The 20,598-nt window shown below is 71.8% G+C and carries 18 protein-coding genes and 1 tRNA gene; 9 read left to right on the top strand and 10 right to left on the bottom strand.

All coding sequences use genetic code 11. From position 1 onward, the window contains the following. Positions 1 to 119: 119 nt before the first annotated feature. Positions 120 to 878 (bottom strand): DUF5324 family protein, encoded by a 759-nt coding sequence (locus ACFWPT_RS19115; RefSeq protein WP_380482934.1) that lies wholly within the window; start codon positions 876 to 878, stop codon positions 120 to 122. Positions 879 to 1,072: 194 nt separating this feature from the next. Between ACFWPT_RS19115 and ACFWPT_RS19110 the strand changes: the two genes are divergently transcribed. Then, positions 1,073 to 1,918 carry a rhomboid family intramembrane serine protease gene (locus ACFWPT_RS19110; protein ID WP_380482932.1) on the top strand — a complete coding sequence of 282 codons (846 nt, stop codon included), beginning with the start codon at positions 1,073 to 1,075 and terminating at the stop codon, positions 1,916 to 1,918. Positions 1,919 to 2,252: 334 nt separating this feature from the next. Here ACFWPT_RS19110 and crgA read toward each other — a convergent pair whose 3' ends face one another. After that, entirely contained in the window at positions 2,253 to 2,501 is a 249-nt protein-coding gene (gene crgA, locus ACFWPT_RS19105; RefSeq protein ID WP_063348451.1) for a cell division protein CrgA, read from the bottom strand. A gap of 175 nt (positions 2,502 to 2,676) precedes the next feature. Here crgA and ACFWPT_RS19100 point away from each other — a divergent pair, with 175 nt between their 5' ends. From ACFWPT_RS19100 to ACFWPT_RS19080, 5 genes are all read left to right on the top strand, one after another. Beyond that, positions 2,677 to 3,435, top strand: coding sequence for a DUF881 domain-containing protein (locus ACFWPT_RS19100; RefSeq protein WP_380371416.1), 759 nt, complete (start codon positions 2,677 to 2,679; stop codon positions 3,433 to 3,435). Positions 3,436 to 3,504: 69 nt separating this feature from the next. After that, positions 3,505 to 3,684, top strand: a complete 180-nt coding sequence (locus ACFWPT_RS19095; RefSeq protein WP_063348450.1) for a hypothetical protein — start codon at positions 3,505 to 3,507, stop codon at positions 3,682 to 3,684. A gap of 63 nt (positions 3,685 to 3,747) precedes the next feature. Continuing rightward, complete coding sequence (locus tag ACFWPT_RS19090) at positions 3,748 to 4,419, top strand: aminodeoxychorismate/anthranilate synthase component II (protein WP_063348449.1); 672 nt, start codon at positions 3,748 to 3,750, stop codon at positions 4,417 to 4,419. 5 nt (positions 4,420 to 4,424) lie between these two features. Further along, positions 4,425 to 5,561 (top strand): class E sortase, encoded by a 1,137-nt coding sequence (locus tag ACFWPT_RS19085; RefSeq protein WP_380371301.1) that lies wholly within the window; start codon positions 4,425 to 4,427, stop codon positions 5,559 to 5,561. Positions 5,562 to 5,598: 37 nt separating this feature from the next. Next, positions 5,599 to 6,402 (top strand): class E sortase, encoded by an 804-nt coding sequence (locus ACFWPT_RS19080; protein ID WP_380482929.1) that lies wholly within the window; start codon positions 5,599 to 5,601, stop codon positions 6,400 to 6,402. 139 nt (positions 6,403 to 6,541) lie between these two features. Here ACFWPT_RS19080 and pknB read toward each other — a convergent pair whose 3' ends face one another. From pknB to ACFWPT_RS19050, 6 genes are all read right to left on the bottom strand, one after another. Next, positions 6,542 to 8,680, bottom strand: a complete 2,139-nt coding sequence (gene pknB, locus ACFWPT_RS19075) for a Stk1 family PASTA domain-containing Ser/Thr kinase (RefSeq protein WP_063348447.1) — start codon at positions 8,678 to 8,680, stop codon at positions 6,542 to 6,544. A 260-nt stretch (positions 8,681 to 8,940) separates the two neighbouring features. Beyond that, complete coding sequence (locus tag ACFWPT_RS19070) at positions 8,941 to 10,398, bottom strand: peptidoglycan D,D-transpeptidase FtsI family protein (RefSeq protein WP_380482927.1); 1,458 nt, start codon at positions 10,396 to 10,398, stop codon at positions 8,941 to 8,943. Continuing rightward, on the bottom strand, positions 10,395 to 11,771 hold the full coding sequence (locus tag ACFWPT_RS19065; protein ID WP_063351252.1) for an FtsW/RodA/SpoVE family cell cycle protein: 1,377 nt from the start codon (positions 11,769 to 11,771) through the stop codon (positions 10,395 to 10,397). The genes ACFWPT_RS19070 and ACFWPT_RS19065 overlap by 4 nt, the downstream gene beginning before the upstream one ends. A 160-nt stretch (positions 11,772 to 11,931) precedes the next feature. Next, entirely contained in the window at positions 11,932 to 13,557 is a 1,626-nt protein-coding gene (locus ACFWPT_RS19060; protein WP_380371306.1) for a PP2C family protein-serine/threonine phosphatase, read from the bottom strand. A 53-nt stretch (positions 13,558 to 13,610) separates the two neighbouring features. After that, entirely contained in the window at positions 13,611 to 14,153 is a 543-nt protein-coding gene (locus ACFWPT_RS19055) for an FHA domain-containing protein (RefSeq protein WP_380482925.1), read from the bottom strand. A gap of 46 nt (positions 14,154 to 14,199) precedes the next feature. Continuing rightward, on the bottom strand, positions 14,200 to 15,072 hold the full coding sequence (locus tag ACFWPT_RS19050; protein ID WP_363368196.1) for a DUF3662 and FHA domain-containing protein: 873 nt from the start codon (positions 15,070 to 15,072) through the stop codon (positions 14,200 to 14,202). 418 nt (positions 15,073 to 15,490) lie between these two features. Between ACFWPT_RS19050 and ACFWPT_RS19045 the strand changes: the two genes are divergently transcribed. After that, positions 15,491 to 15,574 (top strand) — tRNA-Leu (locus tag ACFWPT_RS19045). Positions 15,575 to 15,625: 51 nt separating this feature from the next. On the opposite strand, the gene ACFWPT_RS19040 is transcribed toward ACFWPT_RS19045, so the two are convergent. Together ACFWPT_RS19040 and ACFWPT_RS19035 are read right to left on the bottom strand one after the other, a co-directional pair. Continuing rightward, positions 15,626 to 16,774 carry a sensor histidine kinase gene (locus tag ACFWPT_RS19040; RefSeq protein WP_380482923.1) on the bottom strand — a complete coding sequence of 383 codons (1,149 nt, stop codon included), beginning with the start codon at positions 16,772 to 16,774 and terminating at the stop codon, positions 15,626 to 15,628. Beyond that, entirely contained in the window at positions 16,771 to 17,421 is a 651-nt protein-coding gene (locus ACFWPT_RS19035) for a response regulator transcription factor (RefSeq protein ID WP_244293637.1), read from the bottom strand. Before ACFWPT_RS19035 ends, ACFWPT_RS19040 begins: the two co-directional genes overlap by 4 nt. A gap of 341 nt (positions 17,422 to 17,762) precedes the next feature. Between ACFWPT_RS19035 and ACFWPT_RS19030 the strand changes: the two genes are divergently transcribed. Continuing rightward, entirely contained in the window at positions 17,763 to 19,592 is a 1,830-nt protein-coding gene (locus tag ACFWPT_RS19030) for a phosphatidylglycerol lysyltransferase domain-containing protein (RefSeq protein WP_079135728.1), read from the top strand. Between the two features lie 172 nt (positions 19,593 to 19,764). Next, entirely contained in the window at positions 19,765 to 20,562 is a 798-nt protein-coding gene (locus ACFWPT_RS19025; protein WP_380371312.1) for a hypothetical protein, read from the top strand. The last annotated feature ends 36 nt before the right edge of the window (positions 20,563 to 20,598 follow it).

The raw sequence follows: 20,598 nt of genomic DNA, 5'->3' as shown, positions 1-20,598 counted from the left end.
CCACAGCTCATCGCAGTCGTGACGCCGATCGGCCGCTGTCCAGAATCCCGGTCAGCGGCCGATCGGCGTTTCCGCACCCTCTGGGGGTGTCGGACACGCCCAGAGGGCCGGGCGACGGGTCAGTGCGGTCCGCGCGGGTCGTGCGGCTTGGGGTGGTCGCCGTCGTCGTCGGGCCGGCCGGGTGGCGGAGCGGGCTCGGTGGCCGTGTCCGCCGGGGTGGCGGCGTCGACCGGCCCGGGGGCCGTCGCGCCGGCGGCGTGCGCACCGGCGGGTTGGTCGGCCCGGTCGGTCGGGGGTTCGACCAGCCACTCCGGGTTGCTGTGCCGGCGCCACCACTGCCAGGCCACGATCCCGCCGCCGATCGCCAGCGCACCGGCCACGGCGAGGCCGGTGGCCAGGCCGTTGCACCGCTTCCTCCGGGCGTTGCGGGCGGCCAGGTGGCTGATCTCGGCCGAGGTGACGTTGCCGTGCAGCGCGGTCAGCGCGGCGGCGCCCCGGGTCTGGGCCTCCTGGGCGACCGGGGTGACGGCGGCGCGGGCCTCCTCGACGGCCTGGACGACCCTGGGACCGACCGTGGAGCGGGCCTGGTCGGCTGCGCGGGCGGCGGAGAGCCGGGCCGCCAGGGCGGCCTCCTGGGCGCGGTGGAAGGCCTTCAGGACGTGCTGCTGGGTTTCGGGGGGCAGGCTGGCGAAGGCGTGACCGAACTGCGGGGCGATGTGCCGGTCGTACTGGACGCGGAGGCTCTGGGCGGCCTGGGCGGCTTTCGGCCCGAGGGTGTCCAGGGCCGGGCCCAGGCGCTGCTTGGCGCCGTCCGCGAGGTGCGCGGCGGTGTCCCGGGTCTTGGTGGCCGTCTCACGAGCCGAGTCCGAAAAGGTCACGAGTCTCTCCTCCTGGGTGGCGTCCTTTATGCACATATCCACCTGAATGCTGATCATGCATGCTGATTTGTCCACCGGCATGTCGGAGTGGGCCGTACGCGGACTGTGGGAGCGGCCGGGGAGAAGGCCCGATGTCGGATCCGCCGCAGTAGGCTGGCGATTTCGGCGGTCCCGTACGGGAGGGGAAGAACCTGATGCTGACCGGCTGCTACCGGCACCCGCAGACGGCCACCGGCGTCTCCTGCACCCGCTGCGAGCGGGCGATCTGCCCGCAGTGCATGGTGGCCGCCTCGGTGGGCTTCCAGTGCCCGGAGTGCGTCGGCGGCGGGCACGCCGGGACGCGGCGGGCGACCACCCGGTTCGGCGGGGCGATCGCCCGGGACGGCGGGCTGGTCACCAGGGTGCTGATCGGCATCAACGTGGTGGTCTTCGTGCTGGCCGCCTACGTGCTCACGCCGCGGCTGGGCCAGGTCTGGGAGCTGTACAGCGTCGGGCGGGCCGTCCTGGGCGGTCCGGACGGCGTCGCCGACGGCCCCGCCCAGTGGTACCGGCTGCTGACCTCGGTGTTCCTGCACCTGCAGTGGTGGCACATCGGGATGAACATGCTGGTCCTGTACTGGCTTGGCCCCACGCTGGAGGCGGCGCTCGGCCGGCTGCGGTTCCTGGCCCTCTACCTGCTCTCCGGCCTGGGGGGCAGCGCCCTGGCCTTCCTGATCGACGGCAACTCGCTGCGGTCGGTGGGGGCCTCGGGCGCGATCTTCGGGCTGATCGGCGCCACGGTGGTGATGCAGCTGCGGAACCGGGGCCCGCTCGCCCCGGTGATGGCGTTCCTGGTCTTCAACCTGGTCGTCACCTTCTCGCGGACGGACATCGACTGGCGGGCGCACATCGGCGGCCTGGTGGTGGGCGCGTTGACGGCGGCCGGCCTGATGTACGCCCCGCGCGAGCGCCGCGGCCTGGTCCAGGGGCTGGCGTTGGCGGGGTCGCTGGCCGTGGTGGCGGCGATGCTGATGATCGGGATGGCCCGCTACGGCGCGTGACGCCGCGGGTGTTTGTCCACAGCGGGTGCGGGGTTGTGCACAGGCTGTGTGCCGCCCGGGGTGTGGACTGCTGTTCTACGCGTGTCCTGCTGTGCGGTTTTCCCATTCTCGGGAAGTTGTGCACAGCCGTGGAAAGCCCGCGGTCGAAAAGTTATCCACAGGCTGGGGAGACTTTTCCCCAGTGTGGATAACCATGTGGATAAGCGCGACCATCTGATGATGGGGATAACCGACCGGCTTCCCGCCCGTGTCCGGGCATGCCTGACCGCCGCCCGGCACCAGTGGCCCGAAGCGGCGGAGGTGGCTCGATCGGAGCCTCAGGAGGAGCGGGAAGCTACTTCCACTGGGTGGAGACGCCGAACCCCGCGGCGATGAACCCGAAACCGACCAGGATGTTCCAGTTCCGCCAGCCCTCGACCGGGTAGCTGCCGCTGGTCACGTAATAGGTGACGATCCAGACCAGGCCGATCAGGAACAGCGCCAGCATCAACGGTGCGACCCAACTACGGCCCGAACTGATCTTCACCGTGGCCGTGGTCGGCGGGGTGTAGTCGGACTTCTTGCGGAGTCGAGACTTCGGCACGAGGAGCTCTCCTGTCGATGCGCTGTGAGACCGCGCAGAGGTGCAGCGGGGGTCGGTCTGCCGGCGACGGGCGGTGCGGAACGCACGGGACCGTTCCCGCACGCGCCACCGGCGTCCGTTAGCGTAGTGGCTCGGTGGGTCTTAAGGAGATAAGGGTACGGTGCCTAATTTGTCGATTCCCCCTCGGCCGACCACTACCCGCCGCTCCGGCACCCGAATTGTCGGGCGTGCCCTGACCTGTGCGGTCTTCGCGCTCGCCGGACTGCTCTTCTACATCAGCGCGCAGACCGCCCGCGGCACCGACCTGCGGACCGACAACTCGCTGCTGAGCCTCGGCGACGTGATACGCCAGCGCAGCTCGCAGAACCAGCAGGCCCAGGCCCAGCTGGCCGACCTCCAGGCCCGCGCGCAGGAGCTCACCGGGCAGCAGGGCGGCAACCCCGCCGACGCCGCCCGGCTGGAGGACCTGCGGCTCGGCGCGGCCCTGGAGCCGCTGCAGGGCGGCGGCCTGACCGTCACCCTCAACGACGCCCCGCCGAACGCCACCGCCCGCATCCCGGGCGTCCCCGAGCCGGGCGTCAACGACCTGGTCATCCACCAGCAGGACATCCAGGCCGTGGTCAACGCGCTGTGGCGGGGTGGAGCCGAAGGGGTGCAGGTGATGGACCAGCGGCTGATCTCCACCAGCGCCGTCCGCTGCGTCGGCAACACCCTGCTGTTGCAGGGCCGGGTCTACTCGCCGCCGTACGTGGTCCGGGCGGTCGGTCGCACCGATGCGCTGAAGGCCGCCGTGGACGGCGACCCGACGATCCGCAACTACCTCCAGTACGTCCAGGCGTACGGGCTCGGCTGGAAGGTCCAGGAGAGCGGTGACCTGACCCTCCCCGGATACTCCGGGACCACCGAGCTGCGGTCGGCGGGCGGGCAGCAGTAGCGGACCGGCCTCGCGGTCGTTGATCCCGGGTCTACTCTTGACCCCAGTCCGCTACGTCGAGGGAGCACCATGTACGGCTGGATCTGGCGTCACCTCCCGGGAAACACCCTGGTCCGCGCCGTCGTCTCGCTGCTCCTCATCGCGGGGATCGTCTATCTCCTCTTCACCTACGTCTTCCCGTGGGCGGAACCGTTGCTCCCCTTCGGTGACGTCACAGTGGACGGCGGCGAAGGTGCCGCGGCCGGCTGAACCGGCGGCCCTGCTCCTCCACCCTGCCGACCCCGCCCCGCATCCCACGGAGACCACGCGAGAATGACCACCCAGCCGACCGCGCCCCGCATCCTGGTCGTGGACAACTACGACAGCTTCGTCTTCAACCTGGTCCAGTACCTGTACCAGCTCGGTGCCACCTGCGAGGTGGTGCGCAACGACGAGGTGACCGTCGAACACGCCGTCCGTCGGTCCGGCGGCGAGGACGACCAGGGCTTCGACGGGGTGCTGCTCTCCCCCGGGCCCGGGGCGCCGGAGGAGGCCGGGGTCTGCATCGGGATGGTGCACCACTGCGCGGGGATCGGGCTGCCGGTGTTCGGCGTCTGCCTGGGCCTGCAGTCGATCGCGGTCGCGTACGGCGCGGTGGTCGACCGGGCACCGGAACTGCTGCACGGCAAGACCTCGCCGGTCGAGCACGAGGACGGCGGGGTGTTCGAGGGACTGCCCTCGCCGCTGACCGCCACCCGGTACCACTCGCTGGCGGTCGAGCCGGCCACCGTGCCGGACGAGCTGGTGGTCACCGCGCGCACCGACAGCGGCGTGATCATGGGTCTGCGGCACCGCGAACTGCCCGTCGAGGGCGTGCAGTTCCACCCCGAGTCGGTGCTCACCGAGGGCGGCCACCGGATGCTCGCCAACTGGCTGGCGGAGTGCGGCTACCCGCAGGCCGTGGACCGGTCGGCCGGGCTCGCCCCGGTGATCGGCCGGGGCTGAGCGGCGTGACCGCGCTGCGTCCGGAGGGGCGTTACCAGCCGGCGGCGGGCCCGGGAGACGGACAGCCGTACGGCGGCGCGCAGCACGGCGACGGCCCGTACGGCGGCGGTCCGTACGGCGACGGGCAGCACCACGGCGGCGCGGCGGCGTACCCGCAGCCGTACCCGGCGCAGCCCGGACAGGGCGCCGCCGAGGACGCCTGGGGCGTGTACGAGCAGGCCGAGCAGCCCGCCGCGTCCGGACCCGAGTACCCGTGGCTGCCCGACCAGACGCTCCAGCTGCGCCTGCCCCTCGACATCGGCGGGCCGGCCGCGGAACCGGCCCCGCCCACCGGCGGCCGGGCCGAGCGCCGCAGGGCCGCCCAGGGCCGGACCTCCGTGCGCGCGGGCGTCGGTCGGCGCCGGGCGAGCGGCCGGGGCGCCGGGGCGAAGGCGCGGCCCAAGGAGTCCGCGGTCGTGGTGGCCGCGCGGCTCGTCGGGGAGCTGTGCATCACGCTCGGCGTGGTGATGCTGCTCTTCGTCTCGTACCAGCTCTGGTGGACCAACGTGCAGGCCGACGCGGCCGCCGACGGCGCCCGCAACCGGCTGGAGCAGCAGTTCGACGCGGCCCTGGCGCCGCCGAAGCCCGGGCAGCCGGCTCCGGACCCGGCCAAGCCGGAGTCGTTCGAGCCCGGCAAGGGCTTCGCCATCATCTACCTGCCCAAGCTGGGGCTGAAGTTCCCGATCGCCGAGGGCACCTCCAAGCCGGCGGTGCTCGACAAGGGCCTGGTCGGCCACTACACCGGCACCGGGATGCCGGCCGACAAGGCGGGCAACTTCGCGCTGGCCGCGCACCGCAACACCCACGGCGAGCCGTTCCGGTACATCAACCAGCTCGGCAAGGGCGACAAGATCGTGGTGGAGACCGCCACCTCGTACTACACCTACGAGGTCACCAGCAGCATCCCGGAGACCTCCCCCAACAACGTGAGCGTGATCAAGCCCGTCCCCAACGGCGCCGGTTACGCGGGCGCCGGCCGGTACATCACGCTGACCACCTGCACCCCGGAGTTCACCTCCAAGTTCCGCCTCATCGTCTTTGGCAAGATGACCGAGGAACGGCCGCGCAGCCAAGGCAAGCCGGCCGCGATCACGGGCGGGTGACCGCCCGGGCACCCGGCACGAAGGGGGAGCACCGGAGATGACGGACGAGACCGCGCAGTCGGCCGAGCCGCGGGAGGAGGCCTTCCCGCCGCCCGAGACAGGCCCCGCGCCCGCCCGGCGCGGCCGCAGCCGGGCGCTGGCCGCACTCGGCGTCTTCGGCGAGCTGCTGATCACCCTGGGACTGGTGCTCGGCCTGTTCGTGGCCTACTCGCTGTGGTGGACCAACGTCGAGGCGGACCGCTCGGCGGCCGCGGCCTCCGACCGGCTGCGCGACACCTGGGCCGCGAGCCCGACCGGCACCCCCTCGGCGCCCCCCGGCGGGACGCCCGCCCCCGCCGCGCCGTTCGCGGCCGGGGACGCGGTCGGCTTCCTGCACGTCCCGGCGATGGGCCGGGACTACCAGGTGCTGATCCGGATGGGCACCGACGGCGACACCCTGGCCGAGGGCGTGGCGGGGGTGTACGAGCAGCCCTACCGCGCCGCGATGCCCTGGGACCAGGCCGGCAACTTCGCGCTGGCCGCCCACCGGGACGGCCACGGAGCCAAGTTCCACGACCTGGACGCGGTGCACCGGGGCGCCGCGGTCGTCGTCGAGACCAAGGACAAGTGGTACGTCTACCGGGTCGACAGCACCCTGCCGGAGACGTCCAAGTACGACACCGGCATCGTCGCGCCCGTCCCGGTCGGCTCCGGCTACACCGGACCCGGCCGGTACATCACGCTGACCACCTGCACGCCGGTGTACACCTCGCGCTACCGGATGGCGGTCTGGGGGAGCCTGGTGCGGGTGGACGACGTGGACGCCAAGCGCACCCCGCCGCCGGAACTACGCCAGCCCTGAGCCCGGCTGCCGCTGCTGCGGCCGGCTGCCGTAGGCCGGAACCGAGAACGCCCGAGGGCCCGTCGCAACCGCTGCGACGGGCCCTCGGGCGTACGGCCGGACAACTCCCACCAAGCCTCAGATCCAGGGGAACCAGGGCTTAGTTGTTGCTCCCCCCTTTGGTGTTGGAGGGTGAGGGGGAGAGGGGGTCACCCCCTTTGGGCGGATCGGCCGGCTTCGTGATGAGCATCACCTGGGTGTTCGGGTCCAGCTGGGTGCCGGCGGGCGGGTTGGTGCTCACGACGATGGCGTTCGGGTCCGACGGACCGGACACCACCGTGTAGAGCAGCCCGACCTTGCCCAGCTGCGAGATGGCGTCCGACAGCTTGACGTTCTGCAGCGGCGGGACCTGGGGCTTGTCCTGCATCTTGAAGATCGTCAGCGTGATCTTCGTGTTGGCCGGGACCTTGGTGTTGGCCTGGACCGACTGCGCGGCGACGGTGTTCGCCTTGCTCTGGTCGGTGGTCTGCACCGTCTTCGAGGTGTCGACCTGGAAGCCCAGGCCCTCCAGCTGGGCCTGCGCCACCTCCTTCTGCGCGCCGGCCACGTTCGGCACGGTCACCTTCGACTTGCCCTGCGAGACGGTCAGCTTGACCGGGGCGGTCGGGTCGCCGGCGGTGCCCGCCGCCGGGTCCTGGGCGGTGACGTTCTCCTGCGGAGCGGTGTCGTCGTCCTTGTACTCGGTGGTGACGTTGGTGAAGCCGGCGTCGCCGAGCGCCTTGGTCGCCTGGTCCTTGGTCTTGCCGACCACGTTCGGCAGGGGGGCCTTGGCCGGGCCGGAGGACAGCTGCACGGTGATGGTGCTGTTCTCCGCGACCTGGCCGCCGACGGCCGGGTTCTGGGTGCAGACCTGGTCCTTCTTGATGTTGGCGTCCGGGCAGGCGAGCTTGTCGCCCTCGGCCACCACGAGCTTGGGACCGGCCGCGGCCGCGGCCGTCTTGGCGTCCGCCAGGCTCTTGCCGACCAGGTTCGGCACGGCGACCTTCGGGGTCTCCGTGGTGCCGCCGCCGTTGCCGTTGAACATGGCCTGGGCCACGAAGAAGGTGCCGACCAGGACCAGCACGGCGGCGACCGCCAGCACGATCCAGGAGGTGTTGCTCTTCTTCGGCGGCTGCTCGCCGCGCCGGCCGCCGTCCCGGCCGTAGCCGTCGTCGTGGCCGCCGCCCGCCGGGCCGTCGGCGTAGGCCTGGCCGTAGCCGTCGTCCTGGTAGCCGCCCTGCGGGCCGTAGCCGGGCTGGCCGCCGGCCTGCGGCAGGACGGTGGTCGGGCCGCCGCCGGGCTGCTGCGGCAGCACGTTGGTCTGGCCGTACGGGTCGTGCTGCTGCGGGTAGCCGTTCTGGTCGTAGCCGTACCCGGCGCCCATGCCGTACGCGGCGGCCTGCTGGGCGGCGGCCACCGGCAGGCCGTCGAGGAAGCGCTCGATGTCGTCGCGCATCTCGTCGGCGCTCTGGTAGCGGTAGTCGCGCTCCTTGGCGAGCGCCTTCAGCACGATCGCGTCGATCTCGGGGCGGACCTCGGGGTCGAAGACGGACGGCGGCTGCGCCTCCTCCCGGACGTGCTGGTAGGCCACCGCGACCGGGGAGTCGCCGACGAACGGCGGGCGGACGGTCAGCAGTTCGTACAGCAGGCAGCCGGTGGAGTAGAGGTCGGAGCGGGCGTCGACCTGCTCGCCCTTGGCCTGCTCGGGGGAGAGGTACTGGGCGGTGCCGATGACGGCCGAGGTCTGGGTCATGGTCATCCCGGCGTCGCCCATCGCACGGGCGATGCCGAAGTCCATGACCTTGACGTTGCCCTGCCGGGTCAGCATCACGTTGGCCGGCTTGATGTCACGGTGCACGATGCCGGCGCGGTGCGAGTACTCCAGCGCCTGCAGGATGCCGATGGTCATCTCCAGCGCGCGCTCGGGCAGCAGCCGTCGGCCGGAGTGCAGCAGCTCGCGCAGGGTGGACCCCTCGACGTACTCCATCACGATGTACGGGATGGAGATGTTGTCGATGTAGTCCTCGCCGGTGTCGTACACGGCGACGATCGCGGGGTGGTTCAGGGACGCCGCGGACTGCGCCTCGCGGCGGAAGCGGGCCTGGAACGACGGATCCCGGGCCATGTCGGCCCGGAGCGTCTTCACTGCGACGGAACGGCCGAGCCGGGTGTCATGGGCGAGGTACACCTCGGCCATGCCGCCGCGTCCGAGGACGCCGCCGAGCTCGTACCTGCCGCCTAGGCGACGAGGCTCTTCCATAGTTCCGACCCTCTCCCTCACCTGCCGGCGAGGTTGTGACGTAGGTGTCCCCGCACGCTCAGGGTGACGCCGAGCGGGTCTCGACCGGTTCTCCGGCCGGGCCGTGCGCCGTCTCGCGGGCGGCAACGGGCACACCCGCTGCTGGCGGATACGCTACCGGTCGCACCGCATCGGACCGGAGTCGGCCGTCGGCCGATATCAGACCGGTATCCGGACGGGGGTGTCGATCGTGACTTTCCACTCACGGTCGGGCCTCCTCCTCACTTGCCGAGGACGGCCTGCATCACCGCCTTGGCGATCGGGGCGGCCAGCCGGCCGCCGCTGATGCCGTCGCGGTTGTTGGAGCCGTCCTCGACCACGACCGCGACCGCCACGGACTGGCCGTCGGTGGTCTTGGCCCACGAGGTGAACCAGGCGAACGGCAGCCCGGCGTTGTCCTCGCCGTGCTGCGCGGTACCGGTCTTGCCGCCGACCTGGAGGCCGGGGATCTTGGCGTTCTTGCCGGTGCCGTTGTCCACCACCGAGACCATCAGGTCCTGCATCTTCTGCGCGGTGGCCGGGCTCATCGGCTGGGAGAACTGCTTCTCGGTGTGCTTGGAGATGGTGGTCAGCGAGGCCGAGCGCTCCTGGTCGACCAGGTACGGCTGCATCAGGCTGCCGTTGTTGGCGATCGCGGCGGACACCATGGCCATCTGCAGCGGGGTGGCGCGGGTGTCGTGCTGGCCGATCGAGTCCTGCGCGGTGCCGTCCAGGCTCGCGCTGCTCGGGAAGATGCTCTTCTCGGAACGGACCGGGGTGTCGATGGTGCTGTTGAAGCCGAACTTCTCGGCCTGCGCCCGCATCTTGTCCTTGCCGAGGTCCGCGCCCATCTTGGCGTAGACCGTGTTGCAGGACTGGTCCATCCCCGACTTGACCGTGGCGTTCCCGCACTTCTCGAGCGGCGACTCGTTGTTGAGCACCGTCTGGGTGCCCGGCAGGGTGTACGGGTCCGGCGTCGCGGTCTGGTCGTCGATGTTCTGGTACAGGCCGTTCTCGAACGCGGCGGTCGCGGTGACCAGCTTGAACGTGGAGCCGGGCGGATAGGTCTCCTTCAGCGCCCGGTTGAGCATCGGCTTGTTGGGGTCGGCGTTGAGGTCCGTCCAGGCCTTGGAGTCGCCGCTCTCGCTGCCGGCGATGGTGCCCGGGTCGTAGGACGGGGTGGAGACCAGCGCCAGGATCGCGCCGGTCTTCGGGTCGATCGCGACGGCGGCGCCCTTCTTGTCCCCGAGGCCGTCCCAGGCGGCCTTCTGGGCCTTGGCGTTGATCGTGGTGACGACGTCGCCGCCGCGCTGCTGCTCGCCGGTCAGCATGTCCAGGGTGTTGCGGAAGAACAGCCGGTCGTCGGTGCCGGAGAGGATGCCGTCCTCCAGGTTCTCCAGCTGGCTGGAGCCGAAGACCTGGGAGGAGTAGCCGGTGACCGGGGCGTACATCGGGCCGTCGACCCAGGAGCGCTTGTACTTGTAGCGCAGGCCGTTGACGAAGTCGGACTTCGTGACCGGCTGGCCGCCGACGATGATGTTGCCGCGCGGGTGGGCGTACCGGTCGTACTGCTGGCGCTTGTTGTTCTTGTTGGTGGCCCAGGCGTCGGCCTGGACGCCCTGCACCCAGTTGGTGCGCACCATCAGGGCCAGGATCAGGACGAGGCAGAAGATCGAGACCCGGCGGATCGGCTTGTTCATCGGACGGGTCCTCCCTGGCCCTCGGTGGCCGGGGTCGCTTCGACCCCGGGTCGGCGGGCGCTGTCGCTGATCTTCAGCAGGATCGCGACCAGCGCCCAGTTGGCGACCACGGACGACCCGCCCTGGGCGAGGAACGGCATGGTCATACCGGTGAGCGGGATCAGCCCGGTGACGCCGCCGGCCACGACGAAGACCTGCAGCGCCATCGCCGACGAGAGCCCGACGGCGAACAGCTTGCCGAACGGGTCGCGGGCGGCGAGGGCGGTGCGCAGGCCGCGCTGCACCAGCAGGGCGTACAGCAGGAAGATCGCCATCAGGCCGGTCAGCCCGAGCTCCTCGCCGAACGAGCCCAGGATGAAGTCGCTCTTCGCGGCGAAGTTGATCAGCCAGGAGCGGCCCTGGCCGAGGCCCGAGCCCGTCACCCCGCCGGAGCCGAGCGCCATCAGCGACTGACCGATCTGCTCGGTGGCGCCCTTCGGCGGGTGTGCTCCGAAGGCGGCCATCGGGTCGAGCCAGGCGTCGATGCGGACCTTGACGTGGCTGGTGGTCATCGCGACCGCGACCGCGCCGCCGATCGACATCAGCAGGCCGAACAGGATCCAGCTGGTCCGCTCGGTGGCGACGTAGAGCATCACCACGAACAGGCCGAAGAACAGGAAGGACGTGCCGAGGTCGTTCTCGAAGACCAGGATCAGCAGGCTGAGCAGCCAGATCACGACGATCGGGCCGAGGTCGCGCCCGCGCGGCAGGTACAGGCCCATGAAGCGGCGGCTGGCCAGGGCGAGGGCGTCGCGTTTGACCATCAGGTAGCCGGCGAAGAACACCGTCAGGATGATCTTGGCGAACTCGCCGGGCTGGATGGAGAAGCCGCCCATCCGGATCCAGATCTTGGCGCCGAAGTCCTCCGCCCGGGCCGGGAAGAAGGCCGGCGCGGCGAGCAGGACCAGCGCCGCCACCATCGAGATGTAGGTGTAGCGCTGGAGCACCCGGTGGTCCTTCAGGAACACCATCACGCCGATGAACAGCCCGATCCCGAGGGCCGACCACATCAGCTGGTTCCGGGCCGCCGGGAAGTTGGCGCTCAGCAGCTTGCCGGCCTTGTCGAGCCGCCAGATCATCACCACGCCGAGACCGTTCAGCAGGGTGGCGATCGGCAGCATCAGCGGGTCCGCGTACGGCGCGAAGCGGCGCACCAGCAGGTGCGCGACCAGCGCCAGCGCGCCCATGCCGAGTCCGTAGCCGACCATGCCGCTCGGCAGCGCGGAGTCCATCGCGAGGCCCACGTTGGCGTACGCGAGGATCGGCAGCACGACGGCGAAGGCCAGCAGGGCCAGCTCGGTGTTGCGCCGGTTCGGCGCGCCCTGGAGGGAGATGGTGGTGTTGGCCCGGCGCCGGGAGGCGGCGCGGTCGGTGGCCGTCCGGCGCCTGCCGGCCCGGCCGGTGTCGTCGCTCAGGTCGTAGGTGCTCACGTGGTGACCGCTCCCTGACGGCCGGCTGCCCCGCTCGGGGCGGGCCTATGTCGGATCACGGAGGTCACTGCTTCGGGCAGGAGTCGGCCCGGCTGCGCTCCTCCTCGGTCAGCCCGGAGAGGTCGCCCGACGGGCCGGTGTTCGGCGCGGCGGCGTTCGGCGCCGGTGCGGTCGGGCTCGGGGCCGTCGGGGTCGGGGTGGCCGGGGTCGGAGTGGTGGGGGCCACCGGGGGGCGGGTCTTCTCGCCCGGGGTGGGCGTGACGGCCAGGAACGCGGCGTGGGTGGCCTGCGCCGCCTGGGTGCCCTGGGCGCCCGGGTTGGTCCGGGCGTCGGCGACCTTCTTGCAGAGCTTGACCCAGCCGTCGAGCTCCTGGACGGTCGCGGTGGCGGCGCCCAGGCTGTCGGCCGAGATGGTCTTGTTCAGGTGCTCGGCCTGGTCCTGCGGCAGGTACTTGAGCTCGACGTCCTTGTACGCGGTGTGCACCGAGGACAGGCTCAGGCCGGCCAGGTTCTGGTTGATGCCCTGGTAGACCGCGACGTGGTCGCCCTGCTTGGCGACGTAGTACTGGTCCTGGGTCCACTGGTAGCCGAAGAACCCGGCGCCGCCGAGCAGGCCGAGGGTGACCAGGACGGCCACCGAGACGGTGAGGCCCTTGCGCTTGCGCTTCGCGGGCGGCTCCTCGTCGAACTCCTCGGCGCCGTACACCGAGGGCTCGCCGGAGCCGTAGCCGTACTCGCCCTCGTAGCCCTCCGCGGGGCCGAAGCCGCCCTGGGCGGCGCCGTAGCCGGCGTCGTAGCCCTCGGCCGGGCCGAAGGCGCCCTGCGGGGCGCGGCCGAGGCCGGCGGCGCGGCCGGCCGGGGTGTCGGCGATCGAGCGGTCCGCGGCGGCCGAGGACGGCGGGGTGTCGGCGACCGCGCCGACCACCACCGGGACGTCGTTGTACTGGCCGCTCGTGGTGTCCGTGGCACCGACGTCGATGACGTCCGCCACGATGCAGGTGATGTTGTCCGGACCGCCGCCGCGCAGCGCGAGCTGGATCAGCTCCTGCACGGTCTGCTCGGGCGAGTAGTAGCTGCCGAGGGTGTCCTGGAGGGTCTGGTGGCTGACCGGGCCGGAGAGGCCGTCGGAGCAGATCAGGTAGCGGTCGCCGGCGCGGACCTCGCGGATCGACAGGTCGGGCTCGACCTGGCCGCGGCCGTCGAGCGCCCGCATCAGCAGCGAGCGCTGCGGGTGGGTCTCGGCCTCCTCCGGCGTGATCCGGCCCTCGTCGACCAGGCGCTGCACCCAGGTGTGGTCCTGGGTGATCTGCACCAGCGAGCCGTCGCGCAGCAGGTAGGCGCGGGAGTCGCCGACGTGCACCATGCCCATCCGCTGGCCGGTCCAGAGCATCGCGGTCAGCGTGCAGCCCATGCCCTCCAGCTGCGGGTCCTCCTCGACCATCTGCCGGAGCCGGTCGTTGGCGCCCTGGACGGCGTCGCCCAGCAGGGTCAGCAGGTCGGCGCCCGGCACGTCCTCGTCCAGTCGGACGATCGAGCCGAGCACCTCGGAGGACGCGACCTCGCCGGCCGCGGCGCCGCCCATGCCGTCGGCCACGGCCAGCAGCCGCGGCCCGGCGTAGCCGGAGTCCTCGTTCCCCTCCCGGATCAGTCCCTTGTGGGAGCCGGCGGCGAAGCGCAGCACCAGGGTCATGCGACCTGTGCCCCCCTCTGGGTCATGGACGGGATGCTGTCCCTCATGCGCTACTACTTCCGCAGTTCGATGACGGTCCTGCCGATACGGATCGGCATGCCCGGCTGGAGCGGAGTGGGCGCGGTCAGGCGCTGCCGGTCCAGATAGGTGCCGTTGGTGGAGCCTAGATCCTCGACCGTCCACTGCCCAGTCTGATCCGGATAGATCCTGGCATGCCGGGAGGACGCGTAGTCGTCGTCCAGCACGATGGTGGAGTCGTGCGCGCGGCCCAGGGTGATGGTCTGGCCCTGGAGCGCGACGGTGGTCCCGGCCAGCGAGCCCTGCACCACCACGAGCTGGGTCGGGGCGCCGCGGCGGCGGCCGCCGCCCTGGGTCTGGCCCGCCGCGGGGCCTGTGGCCGGGGCCTGCGCGGTGCGCCCGGCGGCCGGAGCGGCGGCGGCGCCGCCCGGAGCGGCGTTGGCGCCGCGACGGGAGGAGCGGGGGTTCACCTTGGTCCCGAACAGGTCGCTGCGGATCACCTGGATCGCGACGATGACGAACAGCCACAGCACGGCCAGGAAGCCCAGCCGCATGACCGTGAGGGTCAGTTCTGACATGGCCGGCCCGCCTGTCGGTGAGCGAGGCGCGCGAACAACTCGGACACTACCCTTCGACCTGTCGGTAGACGATGGTGGTGGAGCCCACGACGATGCGGGAGCCGTCGCGGAGCGTAGCGCGCTGGGTGTGCTGTCCGTCCACCACGATGCCGTTGGTGGAGCCCAGGTCGAGGACCATCGAAGGGGTGCCGGGGCGGATCTCGGCGTGCTTGCGGGAGACCCCGGGGTCGTCGATCCGCACGTCCGCCTCGGTCGAGCGGCCGAGTACGCAGGCCGCGCCGGTGATCTGGTGGCGGGCGCCGTTCACCTCGATCCAGCGGCGGAGCGAGGCGCCGTGGCCGGCGCCGGGGAAGGCGCGGACGTTGCCGCCGGACGTCGCGGGCGGGCCCTGGGGCATCGCCGGGGGCGCGGCCGGCGGCGGGGGCGCGCCGTACTGGCCGGCGCCGGTCTGCTGCCACGGTGCGCCGGGGGCCGGGGCGGCCGGCTGGCGGTCGTATCCGGGCTGCTGCTGTTGCTGCTGCTGCGGGGCGTACTGCTGGGGCTCCTCGGCCGCCAGGGTGCGGCTGCGCACCCGGTACAGGCCGGTGTCCAGATCGTCGGCCTTCTCCAGGTTCACCTGGAGCGGGCCCATGAAGCTGTACCGCTGGGCCTCCGCGTACTCGCGGACCATGCCGGCCAGCTCGGCGCCCAGCTGCCCGGAGTAGGGGCTGAGCCGCTCGTGGTCGTGCGGGCTCAGCTCGACGATGAAGTCGTTCGGCACGACGGTGCGGTCGCGGTTCCAGATGCTCGCGTTGTTGTCGCACTCGCGCTGCAGCGCACCGGCGATCTCCACGGGCTGGACCTCGGACTTGAACACCTTGGCGAAGGTGCCGTTGACGAGACCCTCAAGTCGCTGTTCGAACTTCTTCAGCACTCCCATGGGACACCCCCTTCCAGGGTTCGTTCGCCTGCCTGCCGACCGGATCCCGCCGGGAGTCGGTCGTGCCTACTTGCGGTACTTCCGTACTGATCGTATCCACGCCGGGCCCTTCCGTACGGTTCCCGGACAGCGTGGTGCCCGGGGGTGGGCTCGGACACACAGGGTGACGCATACCGGGTACGGCACGCCAGGTGTGCCCGCCCGGGTGGGCTCCCGTCACTCGCTCGCCCGTTCGTCGTGCATCCGTTCGGATGCGCTTCGTCCCGCCGGAGAACGGATTCGGAGCGGCCCCCCGGGTCGTGCTACTGTTTTCCACGTCGGAAGGGCCGCCCACCAGGGAGGCCGGTCCAAGGAAACGCGAAGACCACATGGTACCGAGCGGTTCGGAAGATCGGTCGGCAACGAAGACGACACCCATGCGCGGGTGGCGGAATAGGCAGACGCGCTGGATTCAGGTTCCAGTGCCCGAAAGGGCGTGGGGGTTCAACTCCCCCCTCGCGCACAGCGAAGCCCCGCAGATCTACGGATCTGCGGGGCTTTCTCGTTGTCCCGGTCAGGAACGGGTGGCGGGCAGCTCGGCGCGGACCTCGAAGCCGCCGTCCTGGGTGGGGCCGGCGCTGAGCGAGCCGCCCAGCAGCTGTGCGCGCTCGCGCAGGCCGACCAGGCCGTGGCCGCCGCCCGGCAGGATCTCGTCCGGGTGGACCGGGGGCGCGTCGTTGCGCACCTCGACCCGCAGCCGACGCCCCTTCGCCCGGACCTTCACGTGCACCGCCGCCTCCGGGGCGTACTTGGTGATGTTGGTGAGCGCCTCCTGGACGGTGCGGTAGGCGGCCCGCTCGACCGCCTCCGGCCACGGGCGGTCACCGGGGTTCAGTTCGGTGTCGGCGGCCAGCCCGCTCTCCGCGATCAGCCGGGGCAGGTCGGCCAGCCGGGGCTGCGGGGCGAGCGGGGCGTCCGGGCGCGGGCCGGCGGTGCTGCGCAGCACCCCGACCATCTGGCGCAGCTCGTCGAGGGTGCGGACGGCCAGTTCGCGGATGGTGCGGGCGGTGGTCGCGGCGGCCGGGTCGGCGGTGCTCACCTGGAGCGCGCCGGCCTGGATGCTGATCAGGCTGACCTGGTGCGAGACCACGTCGTGCATCTCCCGGGCGAGCCGGCCGCGCTCGCTGATCAGCACCCGTTCGGCGAGCAGCCGGCTCTCCCGCTCCTGGCCGCGGGTCAGCTCGTCGAGCCGGGCGGCCAGCTCCCGCCGGGTGCGGGCGAGCATCCCGGTGGCGGCCGGGCCGGCGGCCAGCATCACCGACTGGATGGCGTAGAGCGCGGTGTCCCGGCTGAGTTCGAGGGTCTGCTCGGACAGCGGCCAGTGGAAGAACTCGACCAGCGTGAACAGGGTCGCGCAGGGGATGACGATCCGCGGGCGGGGGCGTTCGGCGGCCACCGTGTAGACGGCGGTGATCGGGGCCAGCCAGATGTCGTCGACGTAGCTGCCGGGCATGGTGAGCAGCAGCGCCGCCACCGGGAAGCGGCGGCGCCAGAGCAGGGCGACGGCGGCCAGCGTGGAGAGCGCGATCTGCCACCACGGGGAGTTCCGGGCCACCAGGGCGGCGTCCAGGAGGGAGTAGAGGGCGGGCAGCAGCAGCATCAGCCAGGGGGCGGTGCACCAGGCCGGGAGCCGTCTGGACGGCAGCTGTTCGGTGGCCGTCATGCCCCGTCGCCGGGTTTCGGCCGGACCAGCCCGGCCCGGTGGGCGAGCACCGCCGCCTGGACCCGGTTGGCCGCGCCGAGCTTGCCGAGGATCGCGCTGATGTGGTCCTTGACGGTGCCGGTGCCGAGGAAGAGCCGGTCGGCGATCTCGGCGTTGGACAGTCCCTCGCCGAGCAGGGCCAGCACGTCGAGCTCCCGGCCGGTGAGGGTGCGGGCGAGCGAGGTGGCCTCGGCGTCCGGGCCGCCGCCGTCCACGTAGCCGCCGATCACGGTGCGGGTGACGGTCGGGGACAGGATGTTGCCGCCGGCCGCGAGCACCCGGACGGCGTGGACCAGCTGCTCGGGGGCGGTGTCCTTGAGCAGGAAGCCGGAGGCGCCGGCCCGCAGCGCGGTGCCGATGTACTCGTCGCTGTCGAAGGTGGTGAGCATCGCCACGGCGGGCGGGTCCGGCAGGGCGCGCAGCCGGCGCAGCACCGAGATGCCGTCGAGGTCCGGCATCCGGATGTCGAGGAGCACCACGTGCGGGCGCAGGCGCTGGACGTGCTCCTCGGCCTGGCCGCCGGAGCAGTCGCCGACGACCTCCAGGTCGGGGGCGGAGCCGACGATGAGGCCCAGGCCGGAGCGGACCAGGATCTCGTCGTCCACGATCAGCACGCGGGTGTCGGTGATGGTGCCTCCTCGGTTCTGGCGGCCGGGGTCGGGCGGTCCGCGCGGGTCGTTTCGAGGGTAGGGGTAGCCGGGGTGGGGCGCCGAACGGATGGCGGTCCTTACCCCCGCCACATGGCGGGGGTGGGAATCCGCTACCCGGTTCACGCAATTCTCAGGCCGGGTGGGGAACCATGGAGTTGGCTGCCCTTTGTCGGCCTGCTCCATTCAGTGGGCGCCCGGTCGAGGTGAGGGCCGCCGGTCAGTCCGTCGGGCCCCTGCGGGCACCCGTCGCCGGGCCGTGTGCGGATGCGCCCCACCATCTGATCGTTTGGAATTGAGCTGTGTCGTCCACTGTGAAGTCGGAGCCTTCCGCCACGTCCACCGGGCCCCGGCCCGTCGGCGTGCTCGACCGCTGGCGCCCGCGGGCCGCCGCCGTCTCCGTGTGGTACCTCCGGCTGCTGGCGCTGCTGAACGTGGCGACGGTGCTGCTGGTGCCATGGGGGAACCAGGTCAACGAGCACAACGAGGGTGAGTACTTCACCCCGTACCTGATGACCTCGGGTCTGGCCAGCGCGGTGCTGGCGGTCTTCCTGGCCATCGCGATGCGGCGGCGCAAGCGGGCCGCCTGGATCTTCAACGCGGCCCTGGCCAGCATGTTCGCGGTGCTGTACCTGCTGGCCATGGTGATGCCCGGCGAGCGGTTCAAGGCCCACCCGCTCAACTACATCTCCACCGTGCTGACCTGCCTGTTCGTCCTGGCGCTGGTCATCGGGCGGAAGGACTTCACGTCCAAGGGCGACCGCTCCAACCCGAAGACGGCGGCGGCCACCTTCGTCGGCGGGCTGCTGTTCGGCGGGGTCGTCGGCGCGCTGCTGGTCTGGGCGACCAACGGGCTCGGCGGCGCGGGCTTCTGGGACCTCTTCCGCTACTCCGTCGGCCGGATGATCACGATCAACCCCTCGGAGCACCTGCGCTCGGTGATCTCCTCGCCGACCTGGGTCAACGCGGCGATCAACGCGATGGGCGCGGTGCTCTTCCTGCTGGTGCTCTACGTGGCCTTCCGCAGCCCGCGCGGCAAGGAGCTGCTGAACCCCGAGGACGAGGCGAAGCTGCGCTCGCTGCTGGACAAGCAGGGCGAGCGGGACTCGCTCGGCTACTTCGCGCTGCGCCGGGACAAGGCGGTGATCTTCTCCCCCAGCGGCAAGGCGGCGGTGACCTACCGGGTGATCGGCGGGGTCTCGCTGGCCTCGGGCGACCCGATCGGCGACCCGGAGGCCTGGCCGGGCGCGATCGACTCCTGGCTGGCCGAGGCCCGCGAGCACGCCTGGGCGCCGGCCGTGATGGGCGCCTCCGAGGAGGCCGGGGTGATCTACGCCCGGCACGGGCTGGACGCGCTGGAGCTGGGCGACGAGGCGATCGTCGAGCTGGACGAGTTCTCGCTGGACGGCCGGGCGATGCGGGTGGTCCGCCAGGCGTACAACCGGGTCAAGCGGGCCGGGTACACGACGCGGATCCGCCGGCACGAGGACATCCCCGAGTGCGAGATGGCCGAACTGGTGGCCAAGGCCGACCAGTGGCGTGACGGGGCGACCGAGCGCGGCTTCTCGATGGCGCTCGGCCGGCTCGGCGACCCGGGCGACGGCCGCTGCGTGATGCTGGAGTGCCACGACGGCGACGGCGAGCTCAAGGCGCTGCTGAGCTTCGTCCCGTGGGGCCCGGACGGGCTCTCGCTGGACCTGATGCGCCGGGCCCGGGACACCGAGAACGGCCTGATGGAGTTCATGGTCATCGAGCTGCTGCAGCGTGCCGAGGAGGTCGGGCTGAAGCGGGTGTCGCTGAACTTCGCGATGTTCCGTTCGGTCTTCGAGCGCGGTTCGCGGCTCGGCGCCGGCCCGGTGCTGCGGTTGTGGCGTTCCGTCCTGGGCTTCTTCTCGCGCTGGTGGCAGATCGAGTCGCTGTACCGCGCGAACGCCAAGTACCGGCCGATCTGGGAGCCCCGCTACCTGCTGTTCGAGAAGAGCAGCGAGATCCCGCGGATCGGCATCGCCAGCGCGCGGGCCGAGGGCTTCATCGTCGCGCCGAGCCTGCCCGCCCTGTTCCGCCGCCGGCACTCCGGGGCCGCCGTGGTGGCGCCCCGGCTGCCGGTCGCGGCACGGGACGGGAAGGGGTAGCCCTCCGCCGGGGGGCGGAGGGGACCGGGCGGTCGGATAGGGGGTGACGTCAGGGATATCCCTCCCCCCAGAGGATGACCCTGATCCGCATCTATGCCGATGTGGATTTGTTAAGAGGCTTCTAATGTTGGAGTAGCTCAGAAAGTTCGGGGATTCGGGAGTAACGGTTGTGATGGACAGGACCCACGCGGGGGGCGTGCGGGAGGGGTCGCTGGCGCTGGCCAGATCGGCCGCTGCCGCCGAGTGGGGGACGTTGTACGCGACGGTGCGGGACGCGGTGGTGCGCAAGAAGTTCGCCGCCGTTCCGATGGCCACGGCGGCGACGTTTCTGATCCTCCTGTTCAGCATCACCCAGCACCTGCCGGGCGGTGAGCACTTCGTCAACCGCATCGGGGTGGTGAAGGCGGCGCTGCCGCTGGACGTCTCGCTGCTGCGGACCCCGCTCTCGCTGTACGTGCCGGCGCTGGACCTGCCGGTCTGGGGCGCACTGGCCCAGGTGTTCGTGGTCTTCGGCGTCGCCGAGATCGTGCTCGGCCGGCGGATGACCCTGGTGGTGGCCTACACCTGCACCCTGGCGGGCACGCTGTTCGCCCGGATCGGCGTGGCGCTCGGCCCGGATCACCTGTTCGGCTTCCCGAAGTGGGTCGCCTACGTGCGGGACACCGGGCCGTCGGCCGCGGTGGTGGCGCTGGCGATCTGCATCGCGTTCCGCTGCCGGGCCTGGTTCACCGCCGGCCTGGTGGTGGTCATGATGGTCGGCGAGGCGGTCGTGCTGCCGAACCTGGCCGGTCTGGAGCACGTGGTCGCGGTGATCACCGCGCTGCTGCTCGCCGTCTCGGTCGAGGTGTTCGGGGACTTCTGGCCGCGGGTGCTGGCCGGGGTCGGGGCCGCCACCTCGGTGGCCGCCACCGCGTCGCGGGAGGTCGCGGTGGAGGCCCGGCGGCGCCCGGCGGGCGCGCTCGTCCCCTGACCCACCCGCCGTCTGACGGCCGTCGGGCAGCCGGCC

Source organism: Kitasatospora sp. NPDC058478 (assembly GCF_042720345.1).
Taxonomy (GTDB): domain Bacteria; phylum Actinomycetota; class Actinomycetes; order Streptomycetales; family Streptomycetaceae; genus Kitasatospora.
This window is presented reverse-complemented; position numbering and strand designations above follow the sequence as displayed.

Excerpts from the sequence above, each read along its gene's own strand:
- ACFWPT_RS19110 (WP_380482932.1), top strand. The coding sequence starts at position 1,073 with ATGCTGACCGGCTGCTACCGGCACCCGCAGACGGCCACCGGCGTCTCC.
- ACFWPT_RS19095 (WP_063348450.1), top strand. The coding sequence starts at position 3,505 with ATGTACGGCTGGATCTGGCGTCACCTCCCGGGAAACACCCTGGTCCGC.
- ACFWPT_RS19090 (WP_063348449.1), top strand. The coding sequence starts at position 3,748 with ATGACCACCCAGCCGACCGCGCCCCGCATCCTGGTCGTGGACAACTAC.
- ACFWPT_RS19080 (WP_380482929.1), top strand. The coding sequence starts at position 5,599 with ATGACGGACGAGACCGCGCAGTCGGCCGAGCCGCGGGAGGAGGCCTTC.
- pknB (WP_063348447.1), bottom strand. The coding sequence starts at position 8,680 with ATGGAAGAGCCTCGTCGCCTAGGCGGCAGGTACGAGCTCGGCGGCGTC.
- ACFWPT_RS19070 (WP_380482927.1), bottom strand. The coding sequence starts at position 10,398 with ATGAACAAGCCGATCCGCCGGGTCTCGATCTTCTGCCTCGTCCTGATC.
- ACFWPT_RS19060 (WP_380371306.1), bottom strand. The coding sequence starts at position 13,557 with ATGACCCTGGTGCTGCGCTTCGCCGCCGGCTCCCACAAGGGACTGATC.
- ACFWPT_RS19055 (WP_380482925.1), bottom strand. The coding sequence starts at position 14,153 with ATGTCAGAACTGACCCTCACGGTCATGCGGCTGGGCTTCCTGGCCGTG.
- ACFWPT_RS19050 (WP_363368196.1), bottom strand. The coding sequence starts at position 15,072 with ATGGGAGTGCTGAAGAAGTTCGAACAGCGACTTGAGGGTCTCGTCAAC.
- ACFWPT_RS19040 (WP_380482923.1), bottom strand. The coding sequence starts at position 16,774 with ATGACGGCCACCGAACAGCTGCCGTCCAGACGGCTCCCGGCCTGGTGC.
- ACFWPT_RS19025 (WP_380371312.1), top strand. The coding sequence starts at position 19,765 with ATGGACAGGACCCACGCGGGGGGCGTGCGGGAGGGGTCGCTGGCGCTG.